The 20,768-nt window shown below is 37.9% G+C and carries 17 protein-coding genes; 5 read left to right on the top strand and 12 right to left on the bottom strand.

Annotated elements, in window-relative coordinates; translation table 11 throughout:
• Positions 1–34 precede the first annotated feature (34 nt).
• The 5 genes from GI584_RS02845 to GI584_RS02825 all read right to left on the bottom strand — a co-directional run bounded on the left by GI584_RS02845 (position 35) and on the right by GI584_RS02825 (position 7,311).
• Positions 35–1,471, bottom strand: coding sequence for an aldehyde dehydrogenase family protein (locus tag GI584_RS02845; protein WP_100362127.1), 1,437 nt, complete (start codon positions 1,469–1,471; stop codon positions 35–37).
• A gap of 16 nt (positions 1,472–1,487) precedes the next feature.
• A complete protein-coding gene (locus tag GI584_RS02840; protein ID WP_153790182.1) occupies positions 1,488–2,543 on the bottom strand; it encodes a homoserine dehydrogenase in 1,056 nt (351 codons plus the stop codon).
• A gap of 170 nt (positions 2,544–2,713) precedes the next feature.
• Positions 2,714–3,913, bottom strand: a complete 1,200-nt coding sequence (locus GI584_RS02835) for a cystathionine gamma-synthase family protein (RefSeq protein WP_194842111.1) — start codon at positions 3,911–3,913, stop codon at positions 2,714–2,716.
• A 39-nt stretch (positions 3,914–3,952) separates the two neighbouring features.
• On the bottom strand, positions 3,953–5,161 hold the full coding sequence (locus GI584_RS02830) for a M24 family metallopeptidase (RefSeq protein ID WP_153790180.1): 1,209 nt from the start codon (positions 5,159–5,161) through the stop codon (positions 3,953–3,955).
• A 467-nt stretch (positions 5,162–5,628) separates the two neighbouring features.
• Positions 5,629–7,311, bottom strand: coding sequence for a PucR family transcriptional regulator (locus GI584_RS02825; protein ID WP_100362131.1), 1,683 nt, complete (start codon positions 7,309–7,311; stop codon positions 5,629–5,631).
• 1,216 nt (positions 7,312–8,527) lie between these two features.
• Between GI584_RS02825 and ectA the strand changes: the two genes are divergently transcribed.
• The 4 genes from ectA to GI584_RS02805 all read left to right on the top strand — a co-directional run bounded on the left by ectA (position 8,528) and on the right by GI584_RS02805 (position 11,483).
• Positions 8,528–9,043, top strand: coding sequence for a diaminobutyrate acetyltransferase (gene ectA / locus GI584_RS02820; protein WP_100362132.1), 516 nt, complete (start codon positions 8,528–8,530; stop codon positions 9,041–9,043).
• Between the two features lie 86 nt (positions 9,044–9,129).
• Entirely contained in the window at positions 9,130–10,398 is a 1,269-nt protein-coding gene (gene ectB, locus GI584_RS02815) for a diaminobutyrate--2-oxoglutarate transaminase (RefSeq protein WP_100362133.1), read from the top strand.
• A gap of 132 nt (positions 10,399–10,530) precedes the next feature.
• Positions 10,531–10,917 (top strand): ectoine synthase, encoded by a 387-nt coding sequence (locus GI584_RS02810; protein WP_100362134.1) that lies wholly within the window; start codon positions 10,531–10,533, stop codon positions 10,915–10,917.
• Positions 10,918–11,054: 137 nt separating this feature from the next.
• A complete protein-coding gene (locus tag GI584_RS02805) occupies positions 11,055–11,483 on the top strand; it encodes a YueI family protein (protein ID WP_153790179.1) in 429 nt (142 codons plus the stop codon).
• 141 nt (positions 11,484–11,624) lie between these two features.
• Here the strand turns inward: GI584_RS02805 and GI584_RS02800 are convergent, their stop codons facing one another.
• The 5 genes from GI584_RS02800 to ilvD all read right to left on the bottom strand — a co-directional run bounded on the left by GI584_RS02800 (position 11,625) and on the right by ilvD (position 17,867).
• The gene (locus GI584_RS02800; protein WP_153790178.1) at positions 11,625–12,812 is read right to left on the bottom strand and encodes an aminotransferase-like domain-containing protein; all 1,188 of its coding nucleotides are present in this window, start codon (positions 12,810–12,812) and stop codon (positions 11,625–11,627) included.
• A gap of 151 nt (positions 12,813–12,963) precedes the next feature.
• Positions 12,964–13,758: an ABC transporter ATP-binding protein gene (locus tag GI584_RS02795; RefSeq protein ID WP_100362137.1), complete on the bottom strand. Its 795-nt coding sequence runs from the start codon at positions 13,756–13,758 to the stop codon at positions 12,964–12,966.
• Positions 13,751–14,749, bottom strand: a complete 999-nt coding sequence (locus tag GI584_RS02790; protein ID WP_153790177.1) for an ABC transporter permease — start codon at positions 14,747–14,749, stop codon at positions 13,751–13,753. Before GI584_RS02790 ends, GI584_RS02795 begins: the two co-directional genes overlap by 8 nt.
• Before the next feature lie 93 nt (positions 14,750–14,842).
• Complete coding sequence (locus tag GI584_RS02785; protein ID WP_153790176.1) at positions 14,843–15,922, bottom strand: ABC transporter substrate-binding protein; 1,080 nt, start codon at positions 15,920–15,922, stop codon at positions 14,843–14,845.
• Positions 15,923–16,175: 253 nt separating this feature from the next.
• Positions 16,176–17,867 (bottom strand): dihydroxy-acid dehydratase, encoded by a 1,692-nt coding sequence (gene ilvD, locus GI584_RS02780; RefSeq protein WP_153790175.1) that lies wholly within the window; start codon positions 17,865–17,867, stop codon positions 16,176–16,178.
• Positions 17,868–18,039: 172 nt separating this feature from the next.
• Here ilvD and GI584_RS02775 point away from each other — a divergent pair, with 172 nt between their 5' ends.
• Positions 18,040–18,567, top strand: coding sequence for a M15 family metallopeptidase (locus GI584_RS02775; RefSeq protein WP_100362141.1), 528 nt, complete (start codon positions 18,040–18,042; stop codon positions 18,565–18,567).
• 10 nt (positions 18,568–18,577) lie between these two features.
• Here the strand turns inward: GI584_RS02775 and GI584_RS02770 are convergent, their stop codons facing one another.
• Together GI584_RS02770 and fni are read right to left on the bottom strand one after the other, a co-directional pair.
• The gene (locus tag GI584_RS02770) at positions 18,578–19,573 is read right to left on the bottom strand and encodes an NAD(P)/FAD-dependent oxidoreductase (RefSeq protein ID WP_153790174.1); all 996 of its coding nucleotides are present in this window, start codon (positions 19,571–19,573) and stop codon (positions 18,578–18,580) included.
• An 81-nt stretch (positions 19,574–19,654) separates the two neighbouring features.
• Positions 19,655–20,683: a type 2 isopentenyl-diphosphate Delta-isomerase gene (gene fni, locus GI584_RS02765; RefSeq protein WP_153790173.1), complete on the bottom strand. Its 1,029-nt coding sequence runs from the start codon at positions 20,681–20,683 to the stop codon at positions 19,655–19,657.
• Positions 20,684–20,768: the final 85 nt, after the last annotated feature.

Below are 20,768 nucleotides of genomic sequence, written 5' to 3'. Positions count from 1 at the left end.
TTATGAACACTTTACTTATTATCCTTTAAAATGATTAGTTTAGTTTAAAGCTCACTACCTTTTGCTCTGTCATGGCTTCAATTGAGGACTTGATACCTTCTCTTCCTAACCCCGATTGTTTCACCCCTCCAAAAGGCATAGCATCAATACGATAATCACTACTATCATTCACCATGATACCGCCGACTTCTAACTCCTGTATCGTTAAGAACGCATTTTCCAAATCTTTTGTAAATATCCCTGCTTGCAGCCCGTAATCAACAGCGTTTGACTGAGCAATCGCTTGATACACATCCTCTACGGAATAGACAAGCACGACAGGACCAAATATTTCTTCTTGGGCAATCACAGCATTAGTAGGGACATCTGTAAGAATAGTAGGATAATAAAAGGCTCTCTCTCTTTTTCCGCCAATTTGAATTTTTGCCCCTTCTTCTACTGCTTCATTTACCCAAGCTTCGACCCTTTTTGCTTCCCGTTCATTAATCATTGGACCAATGTCTGTTAATGGATCCAATTTATCTCCCAAATGCAGTTCTGAAGTCCTTTGTTTATATAACTCTAAGAATTGATCATATACTTCCTTTTCTACATAAACTCGCTGGACACCAATACAATTTTGACCGGCAACTGTAAAAGCACCTGAAACACAAGATGCCACTGCTTTTTCAACATCTGCATCTTTTAATACAATAACCGGAGAGTTGGAACCGAGCTCCATTCCTATCTTCTTGATTCCAGCTTTATGCGCTATTTTCCTCCCAACATCTACTCCTCCCGTAAATGTAATCATTCTGATGGAAGGATGTGTGACGAGCACGTCGCCTACATCTCGACCTGATCCGGTCACAACGGACAGCATGCCTGCAGGTAATCCGGATTTTGTAAATGCTTCCGCCAAAAGCAATGCACTCAACGGCGTATCAGATGCTGGTTTGACAATAACCGCATTTCCAGAGGCAATCGCTGGACCAACCTTATGAGCTACTAAATTTAAAGGATCATTAAACGGGGTAATAGCTCCAATCACTCCTACTGGAAAGCGATAATAATAGCCCACCCTATTTTCTCCACTTTCACTTTGATCAAAATTAATCGTTTCTCCATTTATCCTTCGTGCTTCTTCTGCGCTGATTTGAATCGTTTGTATCGCTCGTTTCACTTCTCCACGAGCCTGATGAATCGTTTTACTTCCTTCTAATGCTATCGTTTCTGCATAACGTTCTTTATTTTCCTCTATATAAGAGGCTACTCGTTGAAGCACAGCCATTCTTGCATAAGTTGGCCAAGATTTGTTGTTTAGATAAGCTTCCTCTGCTTTTTCAATGGCCATCAGCATATCATTTTCTGTAGCCAATGGTACTTTGGCAATTAATCGATTATCTTGCGGATCATATACATCAAATGTTTGCTCAGCAGCTATCCATTGTCCTGCAATCAACATTTTTTCTTGTTTTACTTGTAGTTGCATGGAATTCACCCCCCTATTAAAGTTTGGTTAGGGCGTTTTGTCTATGATAGTGAATGATATCAATAAAAAGTGAATAACCTGTTTCGATTAACCCTGCCCCTGCACCTGTTAACATAATTGGGCCTGATAAGTCACATTCATAGACAATCGCATTTGTTGGACCATTTACGCCAGCTAATGGATCGTTACCATCTATCAACTCCGGCTTAACCGAAGCTTCAACGGAACCATCTTCCCTTTTGGTTAAACGCGAGAGCAGACGCCATTTTTTATTTTTATCTAATGCTTCTTTCACCATCTCTAATGTTAATTCGCTAATTCCCTTACAAAAAATATCTTCTGATGCTATTTTTTCACCCATTAAATAGTTCGATAAAATTGCCGTCTTATATCTCGCATCATAACCTTCTACATCACTAGTTGGGTCCGCTTCTGCAAACCCGAGGCTTTGCGCTTTTTCTAAGGCTTCCTTATATGTCTTACCTTTTTCCATTTCAGTAATCATATAATTAGTCGTCCCATTTAAAATCCCTTTTATTTCTGTTATTTCATTACCTGCTAGTGTCATGACGGGCAATCTGAGAGCTGGTGTTCCGCTCATTACCGTCCCTTCGAACCCCCAGAACACGCCGTTTTTTTCAGCTAGTGCTGATAACTCATCATAAGCTAAGGCAACAGGACCTTTATTAGTCGTTACCACACTCTTTTTATGTTCAAAAGCTGTTCGGCAATGGTCAATGGCTGGTTGACCTGTTTTCACATCTGTGAACGTTACTTCGACAATCATATCCGCATTCGTATTCTTGATCGTATCCATGCTATCCCAGCCTCTAATTAGTCCTGTTTGATCTGGATAAGCATCTAAACTCCCCGAATCTCTAACGGTAGATAACAACTCTTCCATGTTTAAACCATCTGGATGATACACAGATCCTTTCATAATATCGGATACAGCGACAACCTCGGGCTCGAAACCAAACGACGGTTTTTCACCCTTTTGTTGTTTCAAAAAAATCTCTGCCAAAGCCTGCCCAACACCGCCAAACCCAATAAAAGCGACCTTCATAGTCAATCTCATCACCTCCATTATTTTTTTAAAAGAAAACTCGGCGACAGCAGATCCGTAGTTGCCCTTACCTATCTTCCTAATCGTAGTTTCTACGTCGAATGCATTTCATCGGTATGGATGAGTGCCATTTTCGTTTTTAGTTAACAAGTATGGTTTATTCCTTAACAACTGCTTTATTTGTTTATAAAAAGACTTTCTGGCAAAGATTGAAAAGCTTGCTCTAAATCATGAATTAAGTCATCCTTATCTTCAAGTCCTGCTGAATATCGAATTAACCCTTCTGGTATCCCCATTGCAGCTCTTTCTTCTGGTGTACATTCTACGTGACTTGTTGTGCGTGAAGGTCCTACAATAGTTTCAACAGAGCCAAGATGTGCTGCTCGGTTCACATACTTTAGCTTTGGAAGCAGATGTCTGAGTGTATCCACCCCACCCTTTACGGAGAAACTTAGCATGCTACCAAACCCGTTCATTTGTTTCTTAGCAATATCATGGCCTGGATGGTCCGCTAATCCTGGATAAAATACCGATTCAACGGTATCAACTGATTTCAAATAGCGAGCAACTGCCATTGCATTTTCACTTTGTTTTTCCATTCTTAATTGGAGTGTTTTCATCCCTCGTAGCAATAAATAAGCTGACATTGGATCTAGTGTTGCTCCATTGATTTCTCTATAATGATAAATACTTTCTACTAATTTTTTAGATCCACAAACTGATCCGCCTAGTGCATCTGCATGACCGCCTAAAAATTTTGTAGCACTATGAATCACTAGATCTGCTCCCAACTCGAGTGGATTTTGATTTATCGGAGTAGCAAATGTGTTATCAACAATGACTATAGCACCTGCTTTTTTTCCAACTTTCGCCATCCGTTCAATATCCGTTATTTTCACTGTTGGATTGGTGGGACTTTCTAAATAAAGAACTTTACATCCTTTTGCTACCTCTTTTTCAATCGCTTCATGATCTCCTGTGTCGCATAAAACCGCTTCTATTTTTTGCTTTGGCAAAAATTCGGTAAATATTTTATTGGTTCCACCATATGTGTCTTTTATGGAAACCATTCGATCCCCTGGAAATAATAGAGTTCCGAGTGTATTACTAATGGCTGCCATTCCAGTCGAAAAGCTCGTAGCAGCTTCTGCTCCTTCTAAAATTCTTATTTTTTCTTCAAATGCATCAACGGTTGGATTGGTATTACGACCGTAAATATGACCTTCTTTATTTCCGATAGCGACTTCATACCATTCATCCATATCGTCATAACCAAAAGAGACACTGTGCACAACTGGAACTTGAGTGGCTCCGAAAGCTAATTGATTTTTTTCCCCTGCCCATACTGCTTTTGTACTCATTTTTACATCTTTCATACTAATCCCTCCTCTATATCTATCTAATCATATTGAAAACTAGCTGATGATTCCGCCTTGTTCTTGAAACGGAAAGGGATCTTGCACAATTAAATCTCTTGGGATTTTGGTGAAAGTTTCACCGCCATTTTTTGTTACTCGAAATGATTCACTGATCTCAATTCCATAGTCGTCAAACCACAAGGCCGGAATAAGGTGGAAAGTCATATTTGGTTGTAAAACGGTTGAATCCTCTGCTCGGATGCTTGCTGTATGCTCTCCCCAATCTGGCGGGTAACCTAAACCTACGGAATATCCTAGTCTTGCCTCTTTTTCAATTCCATATTTTTTTAGACATTTATACCAATACCCTTCCAATTCTCCACAAGTAATTCCAGGTTTTACCGCATCTAACACGGCATTCAAACCTTCTACGACAATCGGAGCTATTTTCTGCATCTGCATAGAAGGTTTACCTATCGATACCGTTCTAGCTACTGGTACATGATACCTCTTGTAACAGCCTGCTAGTTCAATAACAACAGACTCTCCTTCTTTATATTTTCTGTCCGACCAAGTAAGATGTGGTGCACCAGTATTATCTCCAGACGGAAGCAATGGAACAATAGCTGGATAATCCCCTCCATAATCATCCGTACCAGAAATCATTTGGTGATATATCGCTGCTGCTGTATCACACTCTCTATTCCCTACCCGTACACTTTCTACTGCTTTATACATCGCTTGATCAGCAATTTCTGCTGCCCGCTTCATATATTCAATCTCTTGCTCTGATTTGATAATTCTTACATAGTTCACTAATAAATCCGCATTTTTAAATGTAGCATTTGGAAGTCCGTGCTTTAATCTTTCGTAAGCTTTGGCAGTGAAATAATAGTTATCCATCTCAACACCAATTTTTCTATTTCCTTGCCCTATCTGTTTTAAAATTTCTGTAATAAAATCCATTGGGTGATAAATCGATGATTGTACATAATAATCTGGGAATGGAATAATGTTTTCGTTGTAAATCCATGTGGTAATTTTCGCGCCATTTGCATCTTGATAACGGCCAATCCAAATTGGCTGAGGCTCATCAATGATGATAATTAACATTTGGTGAACATAGAATGACCAAGCATCATAGCCTGATAAATAATTCATATTAGCCGGGTCTGTTACAAGTAATACTTCAATGCCGTTTTCAGCCATCCGTTGTTTTGTCTTCGTTAAACGTTTTTGATATTCTAAAATATCAAAGGCTAACATCGTATCCCCCCTCCACCCCTAAAAATACTCTTTATAAAGTTTCATTTCTTACTTTTATCTTATTAAACAGCTGGTTGAAATGTAATGTTCAGATTGTATGAAGTTTTTTCTTTTCTGTCATACAACATGAATTAAGGCCCAATGCTCGAATATTGAGGGATACAGGTTGCTTTTTTTCACAACTCATGAATTTACCCACTTTCTTAGGTCCGATTTTATGATATTGGGTTTTATTTTGGTACTTAAACCGGCTTTAAGTACCATATTTGCCCGTTTGTTTTCTAGTTTTGGTTCTTAATCAGCTTTTAAGTACCAATTTGATTTTTTGTTTCTATATTTTGGTACTTATTTTTTAGTACAACAAACTTGGCTAGCGATAGGCTAGTTGCGCATATCTATTTTCTTCAAATTTTATATTTTCTTTCCTATAAAAAAACGCCCTGTTATATAACAAGACGTCAAACCTATCATTTTATTTTATTCAGCATCCATAAACGGACACTCAACTCTAATAAAAAAGAATCATCCGCATCAATTAAGGATAAATGCGTCAGAGACTCTATTTTTCTCAACCGATGCAATAACGATTGACGATGTAAATTTAATTCTCTTGCTGTTTGACTTACATTTCCTTTGTATTTGTTGTACGTCTTAAAAGTAAAAATGAGATCTGTCTGCCTCTTTTTATCGTATTCTAACAATGGTTTCAATGTATCTTTTACTATCTCATGAATATTTTCTTCTTGAGATATTGCCATTAACAGTCGATTAATTCTTGTATCACTATAAAAGGTTCTATTGCCAGGATCGTCATCCTGCAGTCCAATTTCTAGAGCCGTTTTTGCCTTTTCATAGCTTTCATAAAATGGATACGTACTTTCTTTTTGAAGTGCAATTCCCCAAGAGATATCAATATCTGAAAGTAATTGGCTTAATCGTCGTTCAATCGTATCTAAAAATTGGTTTGCTACATCATGATAAGAAGGATCCTCTACTTGTAAATAAAGAATCACTTCCCCCTTTTCAAAAGTAGTCATCGTTTTTCGTTCAAATAGTTGACCTGCGTAGGTGATTTCCTTTTGAATATAATAATTAAAGCTTCTTAATGATGAATGATAAGGGTTATCTAAAGTATCATGCTTATCTGATCCTAGATCTTTATGTCTAATATCTCCGACAATACAAACATAAGGAAGATTTAGATCATATCTTAATAAATGTGCTTTTGTTAATAGTTGATGATCTACTTTCATTTTATTTTTAGCTAAATTTAAAACAAAATTATCCTTTAATCGTATCTCGGTTAACTCAATGGCATTCTCTTTCACAAAGTATAACGCACAGGCTGTCAATGCATGTTCTAACACATTCATCACAGACCAAGTCAGCTCTTTATTATCGCTCGGTTGAAATACAATATACCCTTGTACTTTGTGGTTGTTGAGAATTTGCAGCTGAAAAAAACGATCTTTATAAAATTTGTATTCTTTCATATGATAATACAATGGATGTTCTTGAAATTTTATATCAGATAGTGGTATCGATTGTAAATGACTTTCTTGGACTTCGAGACTATAACTTTCTAAAATATCTTTATTAAAAAACTTCAATGCCCTCCATCTTTTTTCAGAATCTGTGATGGCAACAGGAATTTTAATATGCTTATATAAAGTGTGTGCAATATCTTCTAATCCTTTATCTTTTAGGACACAATTAATTAATTCTTGTCTGGCATCTTCTACCTTTTGACGTTCTTTTTGTTTTACTTCTGTAATTTTATCCATCACAGATTGCCAAATATCCGTAAAACGAACTTCCCAAGGAACGTCAATGATGATTAAATCATTTTGATTAGCCTTTTTCAAAATTCGATCAGGGATATTATAAATATATCGTCCTGTGGCAAAACCTAAAACAGATGCCCCTGATTGAATGACATCTTGCACAAAAGATTCTAATAAGTTGGGATTATCTTCGCATCCTATGCCGGTGCTTAAAACAAACTCATTCTTTCTGACAAAGTTTTCAACAGGAAGCTCAATAACCGAAACCCATTCAATCGGCTTTTGCTCTAGCAAATGCTTTCCTGTCTTTACTTCACAACTTTTCATCACCGGCAATTGCATAATAGTACTCACAGTTAAACCCATACCAATCACCTCACTTTGCTACAAAAGTTCATCATCACATGAACATAAGTGCTTGAAAAAAAGCGACGTTTTTTACCTTATCAGAATTTATAAGTTTGAAGCTGTCTAGCTAAAGCGCTCTACGATAAAAGAAGACTTGTCGAGGACGAGCTGTTAAACAAAGTCAGAGACTTAGTCGCCCTTTCATCCGTTTGCGCGTTTACGCAATTCCATTATCTCAGTCGCTTCGGTCCACCCGCTACGTTCCTGACAGAGTGCCCTACGCTAAAGGCTTCGATAGCCCAAGTTTTCTCTATGACTAGTATAACAGATGGGATATACGAACCTACAGTGGGAAAGCGAATCTAACCGAATACCATTTGGAGCGACTCTGGCGAACTAGAAGGCACAGCAGTCAGTCACTAAAACGCAAGAATACGAATACTCCATCTGCGTCATTAGTTTAGCTATTCCGAGGAAAACTTCGTGAAAACCGAGTTTGCCACATATAAGTTTCGCTAATGATCAGGGTGTTAGCGTCTGTTAACCCCCACATAGCTTCCTTGTGTTACTTGAAGCTTGAAGTGGGGGTTTTACAGACGATAAGCACCGTGATAAAGGATTTTTGTTATTAGGAGTTCTCAATCAAAAGAGGTAAAGAAGCAAATAATTTTACTATTATATTATTTTTACGCTTACACACCATACAATATGCCTTTTCATTCAAGTCTACTCTCAAGGAATATCAAGCTACATTTATAAAGAGACAGTCTATCCAGAAAACGAAGTTAGATCCAGCTCATAAATTATAGATACTGTCGTTGTCGTCGATGGTCTGATTGTATACTTTTACCAAATGGACAGATAACTTTGTGTCTAGGTATTAAATTTCATAGGATGAATAGCCAGAATATTCTAACTGTTTTATGCAACACTCATAATAAATTACCTATTCTCGTTTTTATTTAAAAAATATATGATTGTTTTGAAAAAAAACGGGAATAAATAAGCTGAATACTTTGATACTTTGATCAAATTTTGCTCATTTGTAAGAATAGATGACAATATTGGAGGATTTATAAAGTTATTCCAATTGAATGAAGCTCAAGTTAATAAAAGAAGATTTATAAAGTGTAATCAAGCTATAAGCGATTTGCGGAATATTGCAAGTCCCTTTATCATATTTAATGTACTATTTGTGCAAATAAATAATTGCCAAATAAGAAAGGAGTTAATTGTGATTAATAACGTACAGAATCCAGCTCCAACTTTAGACGTTGTGTTCTCCAAACCAACAAAGAATGATGGAGCATCTATGTGGGAATTAGTATCGAAATCAACATTAGACACGAACTCTCCCTACAAATACCTTTTAATGAGTGAGTATTTTAGTGATACTTGTGTCGTAGCAAAAGAAAATAACCAAGTGGTTGGCTTTATTACCGCATTTATCCCTCCAAAAAAAACAGATGCTTTATTTGTTTGGCAAGTGGGTGTTGATGCATCACAGCGAGGTAAGGGTATTGCATCCAGAATGTTGCATTACTTATTAACAAGTGAGGCATGTCAAAACATCAAGTTTGTCGAAGCAACTATTACACCAGATAACAAGGCATCACAATCTCTATTTCAGAAACTAGCTCGTGACTTTAATACTGAAATTACTTCAAGCGAGTTTTTTACCGAGGATGTTTTCCCTGGTGATGAGCACGAAGAAGAATTAAAGTTTATTGTCGGGCCTATTAACAAATAATATTGTCGTAATATTTCGTATTTTCTAACTGAGAAAGTGCGAAAATATATTCGATATATAATACATTTCTAGGAGGAACTTAAAAGATGAGTAAAAATCTTGATACTATCAATCATCATGAATCTGTTGTGCGTAGTTATATTCGTAACTTTCCAACTGTATTTACTAAAGCGAAACAGCACAAAATGTGGGACGAGGACGGAAAGGAATATTTAGATTTCTTCTCCGGTGCAGGTGCACTTAACTATGGACATAATGATGATCATATGAAAGAAAAATTAATTGAATATATCTCAAGTGATGGGATTACACACTCTCTAGATATGGCTTCTACAGCAAAAGCTGAATTTTTAGAGAAGTTTGATGACGTAATCTTGAAACCACGTGATCTTGACTATAAAGTAATGTTCCCTGGACCAACAGGAACAAACACAGTAGAAAGTGCCTTAAAATTGGCTCGTAAAGTAACAGGTCGTACAGATATTATCAGCTTTACAGGTGGTTTCCATGGTATGACTATTGGTTCCCTATCTGTAACTGGTAACTCTATGAAACGTCAAGGTGCTGGTATTCCACTACAAAACACTGTAACGATGGCTTATGACAACTATGTTGATCATGATACAATCGTTTATCTAGAAAGATTCCTCGAAGATAGTGGTAGTGGTGTTGCAATTCCGGCCGCAATGATCGTGGAAACAGTTCAAGGTGAAGGTGGAATTAACGCTGCTCGCTTTGAATGGTTAAAACAAATTGAAGAAATTTGCCGTCGTTGGGGCATTCTACTAATTATTGATGATGTGCAAGCAGGTATCGGTCGTACTGGTTCATTCTTCAGTTTTGAAGCTGCTGGTATTAAACCAGATATTATCTGCTTATCTAAATCATTGAGTGGTTATGGTTTACCACTTGCCGTAACATTGATCAAGCCTGAGTTGGATATTTGGAAGCCAGGTGAACACAACGGTACTTTCCGTGGTAATAACCATGCATTCGTTACTGCAACAGCAGCACTTGACTATTGGAAAGATGAGTCATTCGAAAAAGAAATCCACGAAAAATCTGAACTGATCTACAACTTCCTGGAAAAAATCGTTACAGACTATCCTGAAATTAAAGGGGAAGTTCGCGGACGTGGATTTATGATAGGTATTGCTTCAGAAGTAGAAGGACTTGCTGAGAAAATAACAGCTCGTTGTTTTAAATTAGGTTTAATAATGGAAACAGCGGGACCAAATGATGAAGTATTCAAGCTGTTCCCACCATTAAATATACCTAAAGATGAGCTGCAAAAAGGTCTGGATATTATTGAAGAAAGTGTAAAAGATTTAGTTAAAGACCCCGTTACTAACTAAAGTTGTGATTTTTTAGAAAAACTGGACTTATCGCCAAACCTTTATGGCGAAAGTCTAGTTTTATAATCCATAGCAATTTTATGGATACTAATAATGCAAATAAAACAGACAATACAGGAGGCAATTTAACTTATGAAAGTAGTAAAACTAGAAGATGTACTAGGAACTGATTATGATGTTGATGGAGGTAACTGGGTTAGCCGTCGTCTAATTATGAAAAAAGACGGTATGGGCTATTCTGTCAATGATACCATTATTAAAGCAGGTACAGAAACTCATATTTGGTACCAAAATCACCTTGAATCTGTATACTGTATTGAAGGTGAAGGTGAAGTTGTAACATTAAGTGATAATAAAGTATGGCCCATTTCAAAAGATACGCTATATGCACTTGATGAAAACGATGAACATTTACTTCGTGCAAAAACAGATATGCGCATGGTTTGTGTATTCAATCCACCTCTATCTGGTAAAGAAGTACATGACGAGAATGGCGTATATCCAGTAGACGAAGATTAATTGTTAGCTTAGAGCATACCCCATTTTCTAAGTTTTGACATAACAATACTATTTCTTATCCAAAGCTCCCTTTTTCTTGGGGAGCTTTTTATTTTTGTATATACTATAACTAAGAAGAATGAACAGAGGTGTTATTGATGGCAAAAAAAGATGTTGATGATTATTTACAAGAAGGAATTTACGGTGCAAAGGAAATTAACCCCGATGAAAAAAGAAAGTATTTAGGGACTTTTCGAGAACGGGTTGTATTAGCCCTAACGAAGTCACAAGTTCGTGGAGAAAAAGGGTTGGCTGAAATGGAAAATGTAATGCGTCAATTCCCCCATACCACTGTCTTAATGAATGGTAATATGAGCTTGCGTTTTTTCAAACCGTACCGCGAGCTTGCTAATAAACACCATATTACTTACACTTATGTTTCTAATCGTGAAGCGGAAAGTGATTATGGTCTTATCCTGGCAACCAAGACTGCTGTAGATAAGGAAGATATTTTGTTAGCTGAAGAGATACAAACTGAGGAGCCTTCGGAGAAAAAGGATTGGTGGAAAAAGTTTCTAGGGCTATAATAAGGAAACCGATAGTAATAGAGCTGCTCATTGATCGTGCAACTGGAATATACTTGCTTTCCACTGGTTCCCCACTGGAGTCCACATATTCCAGTTGCAGAATGAGCTACTTCTAGAAATTTTCATCTGTTCAAACTGACTTCACGAATGGATGTTGGTTGTTTCTAGTACTTTTACGAAGCGTTTCATCCCTTCTTCAATTAGAGCTGGTTCTGAGTTGGTGAAATTCAGTCGTAGTGTATTTTGTTCTGGGTCTGATACATAGAATGGTGCTCCTGGTACAAAAGCTACGCCTTCTTTTACAGCTCCATTTAATAAGTCTTTTGTGTTAATTCGTTTCGGCAACTTCACCCAGAAGAACATACCACCTTTTGGCGCAATATACTCTAATCCTTCAATATCAGCAGTTTCTAATAACCGCTTCATCACAAGCATCCGTTCATAATATGTTTTTCTGATCGTTTGAATGTGTCCATCAATATCAAAATCTTGTAATAAGTGCACCAATGCATGCTGACCAATAGAATTGGTATGAAGATCCGTTGCCTGTTTAGCCTGGGCCATAATACGAATAATTTGGTGTGGACCAACAATCCAACCAATGCGAACAGCAGGCACAACCGTTTTGGAAAAGGTACTGGTATATAATACAATGTCATTTTCATCTAACGAAGCAATCGATGGTGGTGCTTCATTTTCATCAAATTGTAATTCTCCATAAGGATCATCTTCAAAAATAACAACATGATATTTGTTTGCCAATTCCAGCAATTTTTCTCGTCTTTCTAACGACCATACTTTTCCGGTTGGATTGGAATAGGTTGGTACTACATAGATACATTTCGGCTTGTGTCGCTCAATTTTCTCTTCTAAATCAGCTAAAACCATGCCATCATCATCTGAATCAACTGCTACCACTTTTGTTTCATACGATTCAAATACTTGTAATGCTGCCAAATATGTGGGGTTTTCTGTTAAGATTACATCCCCCTTATTGAACATTACTCGCGAGAAAAGATCAATCGCCTGCTGACTGCCTGAAGTAATTAGAATATTATCAGCTGAGCGGTGTAAGCCTTTTTGTTTCATACGCTCAGCTAATAATTCGCGTAACTGAGGTACTCCTTCCGTTTCACCGTACTGCAGTGCTTTTTTATTCGTCGTGATTGCTTTATGGAAAGCATTGTCAACAGCTTCTACAGGAAATAAGTCTTCTTCCGGCAATCCTCCGGCAAAAGAGATGATATTACCTTGATTGATTACTTTTAAAATATCTCGCACTGCTGACGATTTCATATATTTTACCCGTTCTGAAAAACCATATTTCATTCGTGATCCCTTCTTTCTATCGTTTAAGGAGATTTTCATTTTAAAACAAAAGAGTGCTTCCACGCAGGTTGTTTTCCACTGTGTTCATATAGCACTCAGCTTATTTGTTAGAAAGGACAGCTACCCTCCATCGAAAGTAACTGTCCTTACTTTAACCCAATATAGCTCGGTCATTCTCCATTTGTTTCCCACGGATTCGCTGGAATTCATGCAGTAATTTTTCGATAGTAAGTTGTTGTTTTTCGTCTCCAACAACTTCTAATATAATTTGGCCTTTATCCATCATAATCAGACGATTACCTAAGTCTAAAGCCTGTTGCATATTATGTGTAACCATTACAGTTGTTAAACCGAACTGCTCTACCACTTCGCCAGTCAGATTAGTAATTAATTCAGCACGGGAAGGGTCTAATGCTGCTGTATGCTCATCTAACAATAATATATTCGGTTCTGTAAAAGTTGCCATTAATAAGGACAGTGCCTGACGCTCTCCACCAGAAAGCAGTCCGACTTTAGCATTCAATCTGTTTTCCAGACCTAAATGAAGTGTTTCTAAATGTTCTTTAAATAATGTCTTACGCTTTTTACTGACCCCAATTTTTAAAGTACGCTTTTTGTTCCTAGCATATGCCATCGCAAGGTTTTCTTCAATCGTCATCGTAGGTGCTGTTCCTGCCATCGGATCTTGGAAAACTCGCCCTATAAACTGAGAACGTTTATATTCAGGTAACATAGTAACATTTTTATCATTAATTTTCACCGATCCGATATCTGGCTTTAAGGAACCTGAGATCATGTTCATTAAGGTTGATTTACCTGCACCATTACTTCCGATTACGGTTACAAAGTCCCCTTTTTCCATATCCAGGTTGACATCTTGAAGAGCCTTCTTTTCATCCAATGTACCTTCATTAAAGGTAATCGCAATATCTTTCATGCTAAGCATTATTAGCCCCCTCTCCGCTGGCTAGCATTGCTCTTTTTCTACGTTTTCGTTTTGCTTCTTTTTGGTTAGCGATGATTTTGGGTACGACAAGTGCAAGAATAACAATCACTGCCGTAATTAATTTCGCATCACCCGTCTCTAAAAATTTAAACTTTAAAGCGAAGGTCAGTACGATTCGATATGCAATTGCCCCTCCAATAACCGCTAGTGTAGTACGGGCAATTGTTTTTGTGCCAAATAATGCTTCTCCAATAATAACAGATGCTAGACCGATGACGATCATCCCAATTCCCATATTCACATCTGAAAAACCGCCATATTGTGCAATAAAAGCACCCGATAACGCAACTAATGCATTAGAAATACCTAAGCCGACAATCGTTAGGATATCCGTGTTAGCAGAAAAACTTCTGATCATTTTTTCGTTGTCACCAGTGGCACGTAATGCGAGTCCTACTTCTGTTTTTAAGAAATAATCCGTTATAAATTTAATGATTAATGTAATAATAACCATAATAATGAGTATTGCCCATGTACCTGGCAAGCGATCCATGCCCGAATCTGTAAGAATACTATTTAAAAAGTTATCGATACCTAAAGATGCCCAAAAACCTTCTATCTGATTAAACATTGTTGGATCATTTAGTAAAGCGACATTTGGTTTGCCCATAATTCTAAGGTTAATAGAATATAAAGCAATCATCATTAAAATACCCGATAATAATGGATTAATCTTCCCTTTCGTATTCAAAATTCCAGTGACAACACCTGCTATAAATCCTGCAATAGCAGCATAAAATGTTGCTAATACGGGTGGTACTCCATTCACGATCGAGATCGCCGCTACTGCTCCGCCTGTTACAAAACTGCCATCAACTGTTAAATCCGGGAAATCTAAAATACGAAATGAAAGATAAACGCCCAATGCCATCAATGCATATATCGTACCAGATTCTACTGCACTGAATAAGGAAATTATGATGCCCTCCATGCTACTACTCTTCCTTTCTGTCCTTCTACCATACTTGAAAGAAAACCTCGACACCTACCATTCATTAGCAATGTCGAGGTTTTCTTTAGATATTTATTCTTCTTCTGCTGTTTCTAGAAATTCTGCATCTTCATCCCAGTCTTCGTTCCATTCCACACCTTGTGCTTCTGCTGCTTCTTTGTTAATAAACAACTGCATGCTCGGTGGAACTTCTACAGGGATATCTGCCGTTGTTTTTTCACCTGTTAAAATTTCTACCGCCATTTCACCTGTACGATAGCCGATTGTGTGGTAATCAATACCAAACGTCGCAAAACCACCACGCTGTACAGAATCAGGTTCACCTACAATCAATGGAATACCTTGTTCTTCGGCTACTCCTACAACGGTTTCTAATGCAGAAACAACTGTATTGTCCGTGATAATGAAGAAAACATCTGCATCGCCCACTAATGAAGTTGTAGCTTGCTGTACTTCAGAAGAGTTACCTACCGTAGCCTCTGTCGTAGATAAGCTTGTTCCTTCTACTGCTTCATTAACTGCTTCAATTTGTGCAACCGAGTTTGCTTCTCCTGCACTATAAATAAGTCCAATTGTTGCTCCTTCGAAATAATTATCAATAAACTCTACCGTTCTTTCGACAGAATCTGGATGTAAATCCAATACACCCGTAATATTTTCACCTGGTTGATCTAATGATTCAACAAGGCCACTCTCCACTGCGTCTGTGACTGATGTAAATAAAATAGGTATATCTTTTGTTGCTTGTAATGAACTTTGTGCACTTGGAGTAGAGTTTGCAAAAATCAAATCGACACCATCCGCTACAAAGTTATTAGCAATCGTTGTGGCATTGTTTTGATCATTTTGTGCGGATTGAAAATCATATTCTGCTTCTAAACCAGCATCTTCAATTGCTGCTTGAAACCCTTCAAATGCCGCATCTAAAGATGGATGCTCTACAATTTGTGTTGCACCAATCTGATATACTTCACCATCAGAAGCTGCCTCTTCCTCTTCCGTTTCTTCTGGAGCATCTTCTGAAGTTTCTTCTGTTTCCTCAGCACCTGATCCGCCATTTGTGTTATCTGTCTCATCACTTGTACCACAAGCTGCTAAAACAAGTACACTGAAGAAAGCTATAACTAATAATAAGAGCAAATTTTTCTTCATATTCCCCTTTTCCCCCATTTTCTTTGAATTTGAAATTTTCAAACTTTTAAGTTACATTATAGCACAAGTTCGACATCTTCGGTATAGCTTATTTGCAATTAGAAACTGATAAAATAGAGTTTACTTGCTATATCTTCCTGATGTTGTAAAATACGACAATAATATGGAAGGAGTGATAATACGAGCAAAGTAAAAGTTGAGTCAAAAAAAAAACACGCGCTTCATTAGACTGAAACGCGTGTGGAGAATATCCTTATTGATCCGTACGATTGATAAAGTCTGTTACTGCACCTTGTGATGAGCATGATACGTTGTGTGCATATTTTCCTAGCACACCTCTTTTGTACAACTCTGGAGCTTTCCAGTTTGCACGACGCTTTTCTAATTCTTCATCAGCAACGTCCATAGAGATTTCTTTTTTCTCAGAGTCAATGGTTACCATATCTCCTTCTTCTAAGAAAGCGATTGGTCCACCTGTTTGTGCTTCTGGAGCGATATGACCTACTACAAGACCATGTGTACCTCCGGAGAAACGACCATCTGTTAATAGTGCTACTTTCTGACCTAATCCTTTACCTACTAGGATCGCAGAAATAGAAAGCATTTCCGGCATACCTGGTCCACCTTTTGGTCCTACATAACGAATAACAAGAACGTCACCTTCGTTAATCTCGTTATTCATTACAGCGTTTGTTGCCTCGTCTTCATTATTAAACACACGTGCTGGACCCGTATGACGTTTTACTTTTACACCTGATACTTTTGCAACCGCACCGCTTGGTGAAAGGTTACCTTTCAAAACGATCAATGGTCCATCTGCACGATATGGATTACTTAATGGATGAATGATGTCCTGATCATCTGAAAGCTCTGGTACATCTGCATAATTTTCTGCAATGGTTTTACCAGTAACGGTTAAACAGTCACCATGTAAGAATCCATTATCTAATAATAGACGCATCACAGCTGGAACTCCACCAATTTTATGTAAATCTTCCATTACATATTTACCACTTGGCTTCAAGTCTGCTAAGTGTGGAACTTTTTCTTGAATATGATTAAAGTCCTCCATCGTTAAATCTACTTCTGCTGCATTAGCAATCGCTAATAAGTGAAGAACTGCATTTGTAGATCCACCTAACGCCATTACAGCAGTGATCGCATTTTCGAATGCTTTTTTCGTTAAAATATCTTTTGGATAGATACCTTTTTCTAGGAGGTTGTAAACAGCTTCCCCTGCTTCACGGCAATCTTGTAATTTCTCAGGAGATTCCGCCGGGTTAGAAGAACTTCCCGGTAAACTCATACCAAGTGCTTCTACTGCTGTTGCCATTGTATTTGCTGTGTACATACCACCACAAGAACCAGCTCCAGGGCATGCTGCACACTCAATTCCTCTTAATTCTTCATCATCGATATCGCCGTTATTGTGTTTACCTACCCCTTCAAAAACAGATACAATATCTAATTTTTGTCCATTACGGTACCCTGGTGCAATCGTTCCACCATAGACAAAAACAGCTGGTACGTCAGAACGAGCAATCGAAATTAAACAACCAGGAATATTCTTATCACAGCCACCAATTGCAACGTAACCATCTAGGTTCTCTGCTCCTACAACTGTTTCAATGGAATCTGCAATCACATCACGACTTGGCAGGGAATAACGCATTCCCGATGTACCCATGGAAATACCATCTGATACCGTGATTGTATTAAAAATCAGTGGAACACCGCCCGCTTCTCGGGCTCCTTCCTTGGCACTAATCGCCAAATCATCTAAATGTACGTTACACGGTGTTACTTCACTCCATGTACTCGCTACACCGATCATTGGCTTTTTAAAATCTTCATCTGTTACTCCAACAGCACGTAACATCGCACGGTTAGGAGCACGCTTCGAATCATCAAACACATTACTTTTGATACGTAAGTCTTTCCCCATTCCAATATGCCTCCCCACTATACTTTCTAGTTTAAATACTAGAGTTCTTACAATTTATAATTTTCTGTAAAATCAAGTTTGAGAAATGATGTCTCTACACCTCAATAATGATATAGTATCATATATTAATAAAATACGGAATAATTCGGACCTTAAAATAAAGGAGAAAAAAATGAAAATTCGCACAATTTTAGTCTTTTTGTTTATAATTGTCAGTGGTTACTTATTTTTTCAATATCAAAAATATAGTAGTCGACCAATGCCGACAGAACTACACCCCATCGTGGAAGAGAGCAAAGAAGAACTGGTAAAACAGGCAGATGAGATCGGAATATCGATTATAATTACAGACAGTTTTCGGTCAGCAGAAGAGCAGGATGCTATCTATCAGCAAGGAAGAGAGACGGAAGGAACGATTGTGACCTATGCACAAGGAGGAGAATCCTACCATAATTATGGGCTTGCTATAGATTTTGCTCTACAAACAAATGAAAATAACGTTATTTGGGATTTAGAATATGACGGTAACCAAAATGGAGAAAGCGATTGGATGGAAGTAGTAGAGATTGCTAAAGATTTAGGATTTACATGGGGTGGAGATTTTACACGTTTTAAAGATTATCCGCACTTACAAATGGACTTTGGCTTAAGTATCAGAGAATTAAAATGGGGTAAACGACCAGAAGATGTGATCGATTAACCCCCTTCTATTACCGGTAAAGAACCGTACTATACAATTGTTCAGTAGCACGCGGATCGATAAATAGATGCGCTTTATTAACAGCCGTAATAGCTTCCGAATAACCCGATGCAATCAAATTTGTTTTGCCCTCATATTGAACTATATCACCAGAAGCAAAAATCCCTGGTACATTGGTTGCCATATCCCCTTTAACTGGAATACGTCCTTTATATGTATCAACACTCCAATTATCCAGCGGGGTTGCCTGTAATTCAAGACCGTGATAGGTAAGCAGCTCGTCTGTTTCAACGGTTAAAGTTTCCTGTTCTTCCTTATTGATTTCCACTGATTGCAGTTGATTTTCCTTTACATCGATATTCGTAATGTGGGATTCCATATGAACTTGTATGGAAGTATTTAATAATTGCTCTAAATCTTCTTCTTTTACTTGATGAAATTTGGAATCCGGATTCACTACCGTGACAGACTTCGCATGATCCTTTAGATACAATGCCCAACCTACTCCTACCTTATTATTAGCAGTGATTACGACGTTTTTATTATGGTACTTTTCTCGATTCATCAGGTTAGTGGCGATATGCTTGCGAAATTCCGGAAAAGGTAACGCATCCCAATTATCTGGTGTTTTCGTATGGAATGTTCCGGAGCCTGTTGCAAGCAAAATGGCTTTCGTAGCATGCTGCTCACCTTTACTGGTATATAAAATAAAATGATCCGAATTTTTCTCAATAGATTCTACCCATCTATCGGTTAACATCACAGGTTGATGTTGGTTAGCTTGAGTGATCATTTGCTTTACTAAATCTTCACCTGATATATCAGGATATCCCCCGACATCATAGATTAATTTTTCCGGGAAAAATTGCATCACTTTACCGCCAAATTGAGATTGAGACTCTAACAATTTAACTTTCATATTTCGCATGGTCGCATAATACGTAGCAAAAAGGCCTGTTGTGCCACCACCAATAATGGTTATATCAAACAATTCGTAATCCCCCATGGATATACACCTCTATCCTTTATATAAAGTGAGACTTCAATCAGTTCCACCACTGATTGAAAGCGAAACTTATCAGGAAGTTTAGCGCCGTGATAATCGGTCGGTTGATTGTAATGCCTGCAGGTTTCCTGCACCGACACCAAACATGACCATTTGCAATTCTAATTCACGAACTTGCATCCATTCTATCACATTTTCAGCAGAATCAATCGCCTCTTTTAAAATCGACCTAGCAAAACCTGCATAATCGGCACCTAATGCGATCGCTTTAGCAGCATGATGGCCATTACGAATACCGCCGCTAGCGATGATGTGCTGTTCAGGGATAATGTTGGCAGCCTCATCTAAACAGGCTGCAGTGGAATTCCCCCAGCTTGCGAAGGCTTCCGCTGCCTCTTTTTTTAGCTTTTCTTTGGAACGCAATTTCTCTACCTGACTCCAGGATGTACCGCCTGCTCCCGCAACATCGATAAAGGAGGCACCAATATCGGTTAGTCGCTTTGCTGTTTTTCCATCAATACCAAAACCTACTTCTTTCACCCCTACCGGAATCGATAACGACTGAATTAAATTCTCGATCTTAGCTAACAAATTACTGAAGTTCGTATCGCCTCCTGCCTGAATCACTTCTTGAATCGTGTTTAAATGTAATACCAATGCATTGGCATCTGTCCACTCCAGAATCTGTTTGACGTGATCGACAGTCACACCATAATTCAGTTGGACAGCTCCAATATTTGCAATAATCGGTGTGTTTGGTGCGTACTCTCTTACTTGAAACGATTTGCGGAATTTTTCACTTTCTAACAACACTCTTGTTGAGCCTAAAGCAAAGATCCAGCCTTGTTGTTCCGCAGCGATCGCAAGGTTTCGATTGATCATTTCGGCCATTTCCGCCCCACCTGTCATTGAACTAATTAAAAATGGTGTCCGGAGTGATTGACCAAAAAAAGCGGATGATATGTCAATTGCTTCAAAATCGATATCAGGTAAAGCATTATGCTGAAAATGATATTGTTCCAAGCCATTGGTCATTCCTTCACCTAACGCCTCATCCTTTAAACTTAATTCTATATGCTCACTTTTCCGTCTATGGATCTTATCCGTCATAAGCTTACTCCTTTTTTTACATTAATAATCATTTATTCCTAGTATACATAATTCTAGGTAAAATCTCTCGTTAATCATCATTGAC

The organism is Gracilibacillus salitolerans (assembly GCF_009650095.1).
Lineage (GTDB): Bacteria > Bacillota > Bacilli > Bacillales > Amphibacillaceae > Gracilibacillus > Gracilibacillus salitolerans.
This window is presented reverse-complemented; position numbering and strand designations above follow the sequence as displayed.